The organism is Pandoraea sp. NE5, assembly GCF_024363545.1.
GTDB lineage: Bacteria > Pseudomonadota > Gammaproteobacteria > Burkholderiales > Burkholderiaceae > Pandoraea > Pandoraea cepalis.
Genome location: NZ_AP025517.1, coordinates 824,804 through 836,373 on the forward strand (window position 1 = coordinate 824,804; position 11,570 = coordinate 836,373).

Annotated in this window: 12 protein-coding genes; 6 read left to right on the forward strand and 6 right to left on the reverse strand. The window is 64.2% G+C overall.

What is annotated here, in order from left to right; translation table 11 throughout:
- Positions 1-27: 27 nt before the first annotated feature.
- Genes PanNE5_RS03800 through PanNE5_RS03810 form a run of 3 tightly spaced genes read right to left on the reverse strand, consistent with a single transcriptional unit; the run spans position 28 to position 2,232 of the window.
- Positions 28-690 (reverse strand): amino acid ABC transporter permease, encoded by a 663-nt coding sequence (locus tag PanNE5_RS03800; protein WP_017232568.1) that lies wholly within the window; start codon positions 688-690, stop codon positions 28-30.
- Positions 680-1,342 (reverse strand): amino acid ABC transporter permease, encoded by a 663-nt coding sequence (locus tag PanNE5_RS03805; protein ID WP_261939800.1) that lies wholly within the window; start codon positions 1,340-1,342, stop codon positions 680-682. The genes PanNE5_RS03800 and PanNE5_RS03805 overlap by 11 nt, the downstream gene beginning before the upstream one ends.
- A 29-nt stretch (positions 1,343-1,371) precedes the next feature.
- Entirely contained in the window at positions 1,372-2,232 is an 861-nt protein-coding gene (locus tag PanNE5_RS03810; protein WP_026131704.1) for a transporter substrate-binding domain-containing protein, read from the reverse strand.
- A 200-nt stretch (positions 2,233-2,432) separates the two neighbouring features.
- Here PanNE5_RS03810 and PanNE5_RS03815 point away from each other — a divergent pair, with 200 nt between their 5' ends.
- Both PanNE5_RS03815 and PanNE5_RS03820 read left to right on the forward strand, forming a co-directional pair.
- A complete protein-coding gene (locus tag PanNE5_RS03815) occupies positions 2,433-3,305 on the forward strand; it encodes a LysR family transcriptional regulator (protein WP_017232571.1) in 873 nt (290 codons plus the stop codon).
- Between the two features lie 393 nt (positions 3,306-3,698).
- A complete protein-coding gene (locus PanNE5_RS03820) occupies positions 3,699-4,988 on the forward strand; it encodes an MFS family transporter (protein ID WP_017232572.1) in 1,290 nt (429 codons plus the stop codon).
- Between the two features lie 28 nt (positions 4,989-5,016).
- Here PanNE5_RS03820 and PanNE5_RS03825 read toward each other — a convergent pair whose 3' ends face one another.
- From PanNE5_RS03825 to PanNE5_RS03835, 3 genes are all read right to left on the reverse strand, one after another.
- Positions 5,017-5,925: a LysR family transcriptional regulator gene (locus PanNE5_RS03825; protein WP_261939264.1), complete on the reverse strand. Its 909-nt coding sequence runs from the start codon at positions 5,923-5,925 to the stop codon at positions 5,017-5,019.
- 53 nt (positions 5,926-5,978) lie between these two features.
- Entirely contained in the window at positions 5,979-6,560 is a 582-nt protein-coding gene (ruvA, locus tag PanNE5_RS03830; RefSeq protein ID WP_017232574.1) for a Holliday junction branch migration protein RuvA, read from the reverse strand.
- Between the two features lie 73 nt (positions 6,561-6,633).
- Positions 6,634-7,584 (reverse strand): LysR family transcriptional regulator, encoded by a 951-nt coding sequence (locus PanNE5_RS03835; protein ID WP_017232575.1) that lies wholly within the window; start codon positions 7,582-7,584, stop codon positions 6,634-6,636.
- Positions 7,585-7,777: 193 nt separating this feature from the next.
- Here PanNE5_RS03835 and gtdA point away from each other — a divergent pair, with 193 nt between their 5' ends.
- The 4 genes from gtdA (at position 7,778) to PanNE5_RS03855 (ending at position 11,522) form a co-directional block, all read left to right on the forward strand.
- Positions 7,778-8,815, forward strand: a complete 1,038-nt coding sequence (gene gtdA, locus PanNE5_RS03840) for a gentisate 1,2-dioxygenase (RefSeq protein ID WP_017232576.1) — start codon at positions 7,778-7,780, stop codon at positions 8,813-8,815.
- Between the two features lie 99 nt (positions 8,816-8,914).
- Positions 8,915-9,613 carry a fumarylacetoacetate hydrolase family protein gene (locus PanNE5_RS03845; RefSeq protein ID WP_017232577.1) on the forward strand — a complete coding sequence of 233 codons (699 nt, stop codon included), beginning with the start codon at positions 8,915-8,917 and terminating at the stop codon, positions 9,611-9,613.
- A gap of 9 nt (positions 9,614-9,622) precedes the next feature.
- Positions 9,623-10,264, forward strand: a complete 642-nt coding sequence (maiA, locus tag PanNE5_RS03850) for a maleylacetoacetate isomerase (RefSeq protein WP_261939265.1) — start codon at positions 9,623-9,625, stop codon at positions 10,262-10,264.
- Positions 10,265-10,304: 40 nt separating this feature from the next.
- Positions 10,305-11,522, forward strand: a complete 1,218-nt coding sequence (locus PanNE5_RS03855) for a 3-hydroxybenzoate 6-monooxygenase (protein WP_261939266.1) — start codon at positions 10,305-10,307, stop codon at positions 11,520-11,522.
- Positions 11,523-11,570 lie beyond the last annotated feature (48 nt).

Here is an 11,570-nt window from a genome sequence, read left to right on the forward strand (position 1 = left end):
GTGTCCTCGGGTGGAAGTTTCGGGGCGTCAGGCGTGCCGGGTACGTCGCCCGACAACGGTTTCCAGTCGGCGCCCCACGCTGGCCAGCAAGACGCTGCTGACCCAGTAGATCAACGCTGTCGTGCCAAGCACTTCAACGTAGGCGAATGTATTGGCCGTAAGCAGATTGCTCTGATAGGTCATCTCCGGCAGGCTCATGACCGAAAAGATGGCCGAGTCCTTGAACATCATGATCACGAGGCTCGTCGTCGGCGGAATCAGGAAACCGAAGAGCTGCGGCGCGATGATGTGCCGTTGCGTCTGCCAATAGGTCATGCCGAGCGAGAGCGCCGCATGCGTTTGTCCGCGGGCGACGCTGCGCAGTGCCGCGCGTAGGATTTCGCAGAAGTAGCCGCCGGTGTAGAACGCCGTGCAACCTACCGCGACGCTCATGGCCGACGCGCCAATGCCGAGCTTGGGCAGGCCGAAAAACGACAGATAAACGAGAATCAGGTATGGGATGTTGCGCACCCCTTCCACGTAGCCCAGTGCGATAGGTCGCAAGATCGTGCGCGACTGCGCCGCATAGGCGGCGACGATGCCGATCGCCACGCCGAGCGGAATGCCGATGACGCTGACCAGTGCCGTGACACGCAGGCCTTCGAGCAGCACGGGAATCGCTTCCCTGACGATGGAGACATCAATGGCCATGGGGCAACATCCTGGAAACGCGGCGCTCGCACAGACGCGAGGCGGCCGAAATGCAGAACAGAAGGACGAAGTACACGGCGGCGGTGATCGCGAACACCTGTAATGGCAGGTCGGTCTGCAGCGTGGCATTGCGGGCGACTGTCGCCAGTTCCGGCACGGCGATGATCGACATCAGCGACGACGCCTTGAGCAGGATCGTGAACTCGCTGGTGAGCGGCGGAATGGCGCGATAGATCACCTGTGGCAGGAGTACGTGCCGCCAGACCTGCGAGACGCGCATGCCCATGGCGTAGGCGGCGGCGCGTTGCCCACGAGAGATCGTGCCGAGCGCGCCGCGCAGAATCTCGACGATATAGGCGCTCGTGTTACACGCCAGCGCGGCAACTCCGGCGGTGATGGGCGAGATCGAGATATCGAACAGCGCCGGCACCATGTAGTACGCGATCAGCATGTGAATCAGCGCCGGCGTGCCGCGAATCAGGCTCACCCACAGCACGACGAGCGAGCGCAATGGCGCGAGCGGCGAGATGCGGGCGAGCAGCAGCACGACACCCAGCGCCAGACCGATGGCGAAGGCGACGGCCGACGCGGCCAGCGTGATCGCCGTTCCCGAGACGACGCCTTCGAGGAACGGTGCGATCACGCCGCCCATGTCAAGCCCGCCGACCGTGGTCGCGGGCGTCAAATGGCACCTTGCGGCAGGTAGTTCGCGTGCGGCGTGTCCATCGACGCCCCGAACCACTTTTTCTGCAAGGCGGCGAGCTTGCCGTTCGCGCGGAATTCATCGAGCGAATCGTTGATGAACTTGCGGATCTCCAGATCGTTGGGATTGGCGACCCATGCCAGCAGCTTCGGCTGGCCGATGGTCCCGGCAATGCGGAACACGTTGGGCTGCTTGCGCATCTGGACGGCGGCGATATTGGACGGCATCAGCGCCACGTCGATCGTCTTGTTCGCGAGCGCGTTCGACACATCCGGATAGGCCTGGAACAGGCGCGTGCCGGCGTATCCCTTGCCGGTCTTTTCCTTCAGTTCCTTCTCGAATTCGTCGGCCACCGGCTGCGAAGACGATCCCATCTGGGTGCCGATGGTCTTCCCGGCGATGTCCATGTCCTGCTTAATCGCTACGTCGTCGGCGCGCACCATCAGAACCGAACGCACCACGCCGACCGGCTGGCTGAAGGCGAAGCGCTTGGCGCGCTCCGGCGTGATGCCCACACTGGTGGCGACAAAGTCGAACTTGTGCGACATCAGGCCCGGCAGCAAGCCCTGGAACGGCAGGTTCATCTGCTCGAGCTTCACGCCGAGTTTCGCCGCCATCAGTTCAAGCACATCGTGCCCATATCCGACCACCTGACCGTTTTCCACGAACTCGAACGGCTCGTAGGCCGCCTCGGTGCCGACTGTCAGCTTGCCGCGCTTCTTGATGTCGGCCAGGGTGCCGCCTTCGGCATACGCCATCGTCGGCAGGGCCGGCAGGGCCAATGCGGCGCTCGATGCGAGCGTCGCCTTTACAAAGGATCGTCTGGACCAGGTCTTCATCGCTTGCCTCGCGGGGTGTGGGTAGGGGATTGCGCTGGCGCATCGGTTCGGTCAGGTCCGGCCCGGTGCGAGTGAAATCCAATGTATGCGGGCAAAAAGATCATGAAAAATGATTTTTTTATTGGTATGGTTCCAAAAAACGAAACCTTTTGACACGCGCCATCCGCAGCAGGTTTGGCGCCATTTCCGGGAGTGGAGCAGTGGCAAGTCGTGACTTCAGTGAGCGTGACCTGCGCTCGTTGCGCATCTTCTGTGCCGTCGCTCAGGCCAGCGGCTTTGCGGCGGCGGAGAAGCAACTGAACATGTCGAAGGCGTCGATCAGCCGGCACATTCGCGAGGTCGAGGAAACCTTGGGTACTCGTTTGTGCGAGCGTGGACCGTCCGGATTTGTTCTCACGCACGCGGGCAAGGTCGCGCTGGACCTTGCCCGCGACGCGCTGAAGTCGCTGGAGCGCATACGTCCCGAAATCGATGCGGTGCGCGGTGTGCTCTCGGGCACGTTGTCCATCGGCATGGTCGAGCACGTCGTGTCCGACATCGGCTGCCACATCCCCGAGGCGCTTGCCGCGCTCAAGGCGCAGGCGCCCGACGTGAAGGTCGAACTCACGGTCATGACGTTCAACGAGCTCGACCTCGCGTTGCGCGAGCGCCGGGTACAGATCGCCATTCGCGGGATGTATCGTCGCGAAGCCGGGTTTCACTACCAGCCGCTGTTCATCGAGCGTCACCGCCTATACGTTGCGCGGCATCGGATCAAGGACGCGTCGACGCTCCCGCTCGTCTACCGGAGCCAGCCGTTTGTCCATGAAGCGCTCAATTCGCTCGGACTGACGCGAGGGCCAACGGCGTCAGGACTGGAGGCTGTCGCCATGCTGGTCCTCTCCGGGCATTACGTCGGACTGTTGCCGCAGTACTACGCCGCGCTGTTTGGCAAGCGCCATGCACTGGCGCAGGTTCCGACAGGGCCTGAGTATGAGAATGCCATCAGCGCCATCACCGAGGCCTCGCGGCCCAGGACGCGCGCGCTGGAGCTGTTTCTCGATCTGCTGGCGCAGTGTCACCCGCGCGAATGAGGCGTGAGGGTTCGGCCGCGCGGCGTGCTAGCCGATGCGGTGCACAGGGCATCCAAAAAAATTTTCTCGATTTTCCGCACGTCGTCCCGCCCATCAACACGCTCGTAACACGCCCGCAAATCGCCGTCCGACGGGCGCGATCACCATGCTGCAACGCAACAATCCAAACAATTGTTTCGATATTCACAATAATCGATTCAGCACTCAGGCATTGTCTGCGCATGCCCACACCCGCTATAGTTGGCCCGCCCCCGGGACGCGATGCCTGGTTGTGCCTCCGGACAGGTGATCCCTGTGAGGCGAGCGCATCAGCGTCATGTTGCAAACGTAGTTATTAATGCGATGTCACCATCGCCCGTAGAAATGAGAGACACAGCTACTACCGACGCCGCCATGGCCACCAAGCCGCCCACGCCGGAAGAAATCCGCAAGCGCATCTTCGCGATTGTTGCGGCATCGTCCGGGAATCTGGTCGAGTGGTTCGACTTCTATATCTATGCGTTCTGCGCGATCTACTTCGCGCCGGCGTTCTTCCCGAGTGCCAATCCCACCGCACAGCTGCTCAACACCGCGGGCGTGTTTGCCGCAGGCTTCCTGATGCGCCCCATCGGCGGCTGGATCTTCGGCCGCATCGCCGATCGCAACGGCCGCAAGAACTCGATGGTCATCTCGGTGATGATGATGTGCTTCGGCTCGCTGATGATCGCCGCGCTCCCGACGCACGCCAGCATCGGCAACTGGGCTCCGGCGTTGTTGCTGGTGGCGCGTCTGTTGCAAGGTCTGTCGGTGGGTGGCGAATACGGCACCACGGCGACGTACATGAGTGAAGTGGCGCTCAAAGGCCGTCGCGGCTTCTTCTCGTCGTTCCAGTACGTGACGCTCATCGGCGGCCAGCTGCTTGCCGTGCTCGTCGTCGTGATTCTCCAGCAATTGCTCAGCGAGGCCGAACTCAAGGCCTGGGGCTGGCGCATTCCGTTCGTGGTCGGCGCGATCACTGCGGTCGTTGCCTTGCTGCTGCGTCGCACGCTGCACGAGACGTCGACGAGCGCGAGCCGCAACAGCCGCGACGCCGGTTCGATCGCCGGGTTGTTCCGCCACCACAAGGCTGCGTTTTTCACGGTGCTCGGCTACACGGCCGGCGGCTCGCTGATCTTCTACACGTTCACCACTTACATGCAGAAGTACCTGGTGAACACCGCCGGCATGCCGATCAAGACGGCCAGCTACATCATGACGGGCTGCCTGTTCGTCTACATGTGCATGCAGCCGATCTTCGGCATGCTGTCGGACAAGATCGGCCGTCGCACCAACATGCTGCTCTTCAGCGCGCTCGGCGCCATTGCCACGGTACCGATCCTCACCACGCTCAAGACGGTGCAAAGCCCGACCGCGGCGTTTTTGTTGATTTGTCTGGCGCTCGCCATCGTCAGCTTCTACACGTCGATCAGCGGCATCGTGAAGGCCGAGATGTTCCCGATCGAAGTGCGTGCGCTCGGCGTGGGTCTGGCCTACGCCGTGGCCAATGCCATCTTCGGCGGTTCGGCGGAATATGTGGCGCTCGGCCTCAAGAAGGCCGGCATGGAGCCGACATTCTACTGGTACGTGACCGGCATGATGGTCCTGGCGTTCCTCGTCAGCCTGCGCCTGCCGCGTCAGGCAAAGTACCTGCAGCACGAGCACTGATCGGGCCCGTCGGGGGTTGGCGCGCGGTTCAGGCGTCGTCCCCCGAGGCCTGACGCGCGCTCTGCCAGATCGCGTCGAGCACCGGGTGCGGTTGGTGCCGGCGCCGGTAGAGCGCAATATCGAAGCCGATCTGCCATTCCTTGCCGCCCACGATCGCGAGCGTGCCGCGCGCAATGTCGTCGGCCACCAGGCGTTGCGGCAGCCACGCGATACCGGCGCCGCGTCGCGCCATCGCCAGAATCGCTTCGTACGAATCGGCCTGATACACCGGCTTGAGCGTGGGACGGTTTGCCATCTCGGCAAGATGGCGGGCCAGCACGGCCCGCAACGTCAGCGTGCGGGAGAACGCCAGCCAGGGAATCGGCGACGGGCCGGCGGCAAGCCGATAGGTGGCGCGCCCCTTGGCGTCGAGCGCACTCACCGGCACCAGCACCTCACGCGCGACACTCAACCAGTCATAACGCTCCTGATCGATCAACAGCCGCGTGTGCGCACTGGAATACACGATGAGCAGATCGACCTCGCCGGCCGCGAGCCGCAGAATGGCCTCCTCGGCCCCTCCCGTGGACAGCGTCGCGGTGAAGAAGCCGATGCGCGAGACCGCCTCGTCGTACCAATCCGGAAAGAAGGTGGCGGCCAAGGTTCGGCCCGTGGCGATCTTCAGATTGTTTTCGAGTGTGGGCGCGGCGTCCTGCAACTGCGTGCGAGCGCCGTGAAGAATGTCGAGCGCATTGGTCGCCGCATCGAGAAACACGGTGCCGGCAGCCGTGAGTTCGAGCGGTTTGCTCCGTTCGACAAGCTGTGTGCCCACCCACTCTTCCAAGGCGCGGATGCGTCGCCCGAATGCCGGGTGCGTGACGAAACGGTTTTCCGCCGCTCGCGTGAAACTGCGCGTGCGTGCCAGTTCGACGAAGTCTTCAAGCCATCGCAGTTGCATACCGTCTCCTCACGGCCTCCCCACGGCCTCGACGAGGCCGATTCGTGTTTCGCTCAGGCCTTGGAGAGCGACTTGAGCGCGTGCTTGATGCCGTCGGACACGCTTGTGCCGTCGGGCACGCTCTTGACGGCGGCAAGCGCCTCCTTGTCGGAGTAGCCCAGCGCGAGCAATGCATTGACGACGTCGCTCTTGTGGTCGTGCGGTGTGAGCGCGCCGGGCACCGTGCCCAGTTGCGCGCCGAGCTTGCCCTTGAGTTCGAGCAGCAGACGCTCGGCTGTCTTCTTGCCGATGCCGGGGATCTTCGTCAGACGTCCCGACTCCTGCAGCGTGACGGCCTGGGCGATGTCCGCGACGCTCATGCCCGAGAGAATCGCAAGTGCCGTGCGTGCGCCCACGCCGGAGATCTTGAGCAGTTCGCGAAAGGTGTTGCGCTCGTCAGGCGAGCCGAAGCCGAAGAGCAGTTGGGCGTCTTCGCGCACGATGAACTGGGTGAGCAACGTCACGCGCTCGCCGAGATTCGGCAGGTTGAAGAAGGTGCTCATCGGCACCGAGATTTCATAGCCTACGCCCTGGCAATCGACCAGGATGTGCGGCGGATTCTTTTCCAGCAACGTGCCGGAGATGCGGCCAATCATTGACGCCTCGGGAGAGTGACTTCGACAGGCGGCAAGTGTAGCAGCCGCCAGCTCGGCAACGGACTCGGCAAGCTCATCCGTCGCCTTCGATGCCCGCGACCGCGTCGCCCGTCGAGCGTCTCGCCGCGCTGCGCAGACACTCAAGCGCCGCTGCCACCGCAGCCCGGTTCGCGCCGTCGTCGCGCCAGTACATCGAGATCGCCCCGAACCCCGCCAGACGCAACGGCACGATACGCAACGCCCCGAGCGCCTGCAGACGACTCGCCGTGCGGTGCGACGCCAGGCCGATCATGTCGCTGTTGTTGAGCAACGTCAGGTTGAGAATCGTGGAGTTCGATTCGACGGTGTCGTTCGGCAACGGATAACCGGCCTCCGCGAGCGCCGCCTCCAGCGCGTTGCGAATCGGCGTGCCGCGCGGCCAGACCACCCAGCGGTAACGCTGCATGTCGGGCCAGTCCACCCTGTCGAGCGAAAAGACCGGATGGCGCGCGCGCGCAACGAAATGCAGCGGCTCCAGATATAGCGCCTCGGCGCGAACGTTGCGGTCCTGCAGTTCGGGGGCCGAGCGCCCAACGACGATATCGATCTCGCTGTGCGCGAGCTGATTCATCAGCCGGTCCATCGTGTTCTCGATCACGCGGGCCTGCACGCGGGGCATGCGCTGCAGGAGCAACAACATCGCGAGCGGCACCGTGTCCGCCGACGACGCCCCCGACGTGCCGATCGCCACCAAACCGCTGCCGCCCTCGCGCATGGCGTCGAGATCGTCGCGCGCCGTGTCGAGCTGCGCCTCGATTCGCCGCGCGTGCTGGATCAGGGATTCCCCGTAGGCCGTCGGACGCAATCCCCGCGCCTGACGCTCGAACAGCGGCAGGCCAATGTCCTCCTCCAAATCCTTGAGCCACTTCGACAAACCGGGTTGCGTCGTGTTGAGCAATGTCGCGGACTGGCTCATGTTGCCGGTCTCCGCAAGGGTCAGCAACATTTGCAGATTGCGCAGACGCAGTCGATGGGTCCAGTCCATACGAAGTCTCCGGGCCCCCTCGGGACGCCCCCAAAATCACCCAATCCATACTATTTTTCGTATGGATCCGATGATTTATTCATTTCAAAGAATATGTCTCGCCGAGTATAACGCTACTCATAGACCCGCAAGCCCTCGTCGGCCGAGCTTGTCAGACGAGTTGACCGGGCCCCATATCGACACGGAGACACGCATGTCCGAACGCGCCCCCAGCGCCGATCGCGCTGCCTATTACGAACACATCGGGCACAACCACATGGCCCCGCTGTGGGAATCGCTGCACAGTCTCGTGCCCCCGCAGCCGCGCCCGCGCGTGGTGCCCGCCCTCTGGAAATACAACGAAGTGCGCCCGCTCGTGATGGAAGCGGGACGCGTCATCAGCGCCGAAGAGGCCGTGCGTCGCGTGCTGGTCTTGCAGAACCCGGGAACGCCGGGCTCGTCGAGCATCACGGGTTCGCTTTACGCCGGGCTGCAACTCATTCTGCCGGGTGAGATCGCACCGAGCCATCGCCATACGCAATCGGCCCTGCGCTTCATCGTGGAAGGCCGCGGTGCGTGGACGGCCGTAAACGGCGAGCGCACCACGATGCACCCCGGCGACTTCATCATCACGCCGTCGTGGACGTGGCATGACCACGGCAACCCGGCGGACGGCGAGCCGGTCGTGTGGCTCGACGGGCTCGACATTCCGCTCGTGCAGTACTTCGACGCCGGCTTTGCCGAGAACTACCCCGAGTCGCAACAGCCGGTGCAGCGCCCAGAGGGCGACAGCTTCGCGCGTTACGGCCACAACATGCTGCCGGTGCATCACAAGGTCAGCGAGCCGACCTCGCCGATCTTCAGCTATCCGTATGCCCGTTCGCGCGAAGCGCTCGACACGCTGTACCGCAACGGCGAACTCGATCCGTGGGACGGCATCAAGTTGCGCTATGTGAATCCGGCAACCGGCGGCTGGCCGATGCCGACGATGGCGACGTTCATGCAATACCTGCCCGCCGGCTTCCAGGGCAAGACCTATCGCAGCACCGATGCAACGGTCTTCTCGGTGGTCGAGGGTCGCGGCACGGCGCGCATTGGCGACGAAGTCTTCCAGTTCGAGCCGCGCGATCATTTCGTCGTGCCCTCGTGGGCGCCGGTGCAGCTCGCCGCGCTCGACGACGCCGTACTGTTCAGCTACTCCGATCGCCCCGTGCTCGCCGCCCTGAACCTGCTGCGCGAGTCACGCACCTGAGGCCAACCCAACGCTCACTTGCCGGCCCCGCGCGCCGAACACCCGCGTGAGCGGCGCGCGCCGCCTGTGTCCTTTCCTTTATTCGTCGAGTCAAACGCTATGTCCTTCGTCTTCGCTCCGCCCGCTACCGTCGCCATTCCCGTTGTCGGCAGCGCCGACCAGTTCGCCGTGCGCCGCGTGTACTGCGTTGGCCGCAACTACGCCGCGCATGCCCGCGAAATGGGCTTCGATCCCGATCGCGAACCGCCGTTCTTCTTCTGCAAGCCGGCCGATGCCGTGGTGCCGGTGGCCTACGGCGAAACGCTCACGTTGAAGTATCCCGCCCAGACGACCAACTATCACTACGAAGCCGAACTGGTCGCCGCGATCGGCAAGGCGGGCTCGGACATTGCACTCGAGCAGGCGCTCGAACATGTCTGGGGCTACGCCGTGGGGCTCGACATGACGCGCCGCGATCTGCAGATGAAGATGCGCGAAATGGGCCGTCCGTGGGAAATCGGCAAGGCATTCGATGACTCGGCCCCGATCGGCCCGATTCATCCGGTGTCGAGCGTCGGTCATATCGAGAAGGGCGCGATTTCGCTGACGGTCGACGGCGTGCAAAAGCAGAAAAGCGACGTCACCCATCTGATCTGGTCGGTGGCGGAAACCGTCTCGTACCTGTCGCAGTTCTTCCGTCTCGAGCCGGGCGATCTGATCTACACCGGCACGCCCGAAGGCGTGGGCCCGGTCAAGGCAGGAGAGACGATGGTCACCGCCGTGGAAGGGCTCGGCGAGATCACCGTGCGCGTGGTCTGAGGCCTCGTCATGCAGCTCTATAGCTTCTTCAACAGCTCGACGTCGTATCGCGTGCGCATTGCGCTCGCGCTCAAAGGGCTGGAATTCGACACCATTCCGGTGAATATCCGCGCCGGCGAGCATCGCGCCGGCGCGTATGTCGACGAGGTCAATCCGTCGGCCAGCGTGCCCGCCCTGATCGACGGCGAGATCGCGCTCGGTCAGTCGCTCGCCATCCTCGACTATCTCGACGCGAAATATCCCGAGCCGCGTCTGGTGCCGCAGGACATCGAGGCACGCGCCCGCGTGCTCGAATTGGCGATGCTCGTCAGTTGCGACATGCACCCGGTGAATAACCTGCGCATTCTGAAGTATCTGCAAGGCCCGCTGGGCCTCAGCGTCGAGCAGAAGAACGCGTGGTACCGCCACTGGGTCGACGAGGGCATGGCAGGCGTGGAGCGATTGCTCGGCAAGCATGGTCACGGCGCATGGTGCTTCGGCGATGCACCGACGCTTGCCGACGTCTGCCTGATTCCGCAAATCGTCAATGCCCGGCGCATGGGTTGCGATTTGTCGGCGTATCCGCGAGCGATGGCGGTCTACGCGCAGGCGGAGACACATCCGGCTTTCCTCGCGGCAGCGCCCAATCGTCAGCCGGATTACACGGCCTGAATTCCATCCAGAACGGCTGGACAGGCCGCAGGAGACAACCATGAGTCAAACCTCTCAACCCAAAGCGCTGGTCGTTGGCGGTGGCATCGGCGGCCTCGCGGCTGCACTCGCGCTCGCCAATCAGGGCGTGCAAATCGAACTGCTGGAGCAAGCCGAGACCATCGGCGAAATCGGCGCGGGCATTCAGCTCGCCGCCAACGCGTTCGCAGCACTCGACGCCCTCGGCGTCGGTGAGGCAGCGCGCGGGTGTTCGGTCTTCACCGACCACATCACGCTGCGCGACGCCATCGACCGCAGCATCATCGCGCAAGTCGACGTCGGCGCGCCGTATCGCGAGCGCTTCGGCAATCCGTACGCCGTGATCCACCGCGCCGACATCCATCTGTCGATTCTGGAAGCGGTACAGCGCAATCCGTTGATTCAGTTCCGCACCGCGACGCGGGTCGTCTCGCTGGCGCAGGACGACAAGCACGTCACCGTCATCGACCAGCACGGCGAGCGACACACGGCCGACGCCGTGATCGGCTGCGACGGCGTGAAGTCCGCCGTGCGCGCCGTGCTGATCGGCGACGAGCCGCGCGTGACCGGTCACGTGGTGTATCGCGCGGTCGTCGACGTCGAGAACATGCCGAAGGACTTGCAGGTCAACGCGCCGGTCGTCTGGGCAGGACCGAACTGCCACCTCGTGCATTACCCGTTGCGCGGCGGCACGCAATACAACCTCGTGGTCACGTTCCACAGCCGCGAGCAGGAAGTCTGGGGCGTACGCGACGGCAGCAAGGAAGAGGTGCTGTCGTACTTCGAAGGCATCGATGCGCTGCCGCACCAGATGCTCGACCGTCCGACCTCGTGGCGACGCTGGGCCACCGCCGACCGCGATCCGGTCGCGCAGTGGAGCTTCGGGCGCGCCACGATCCTGGGCGACGCCGCCCACCCGATGACGCAGTACATCGCGCAAGGCGCCTGCCAGGCACTCGAAGACGCCGTCACGCTCGGCGCCGCGTATGCGGCGGCGAACGGCGATTTCGTCGACGCCTTCCGCCGCTACGAGCACGCCCGCATTCCCCGCACCGCCCGCGTGCTCTACGGCGCGCGCGACATGGGCCGTGTCTACCACGCCAAGGGGGTGGATCGTTGGGTGCGCAACTCGCTGTGGAAGGGCCGCACGCAAACGCAGTTCTACGACGCCTTGCAATGGCTGCACGGCTGGCGCGCCGAGCATTGCCTGTCGCAAACCCCGTGGCTGGCTGAGGCCTGAGCGCTAACCACGCCCTACCTCTCGATTCACCGCCCGGCATCCGGGCAT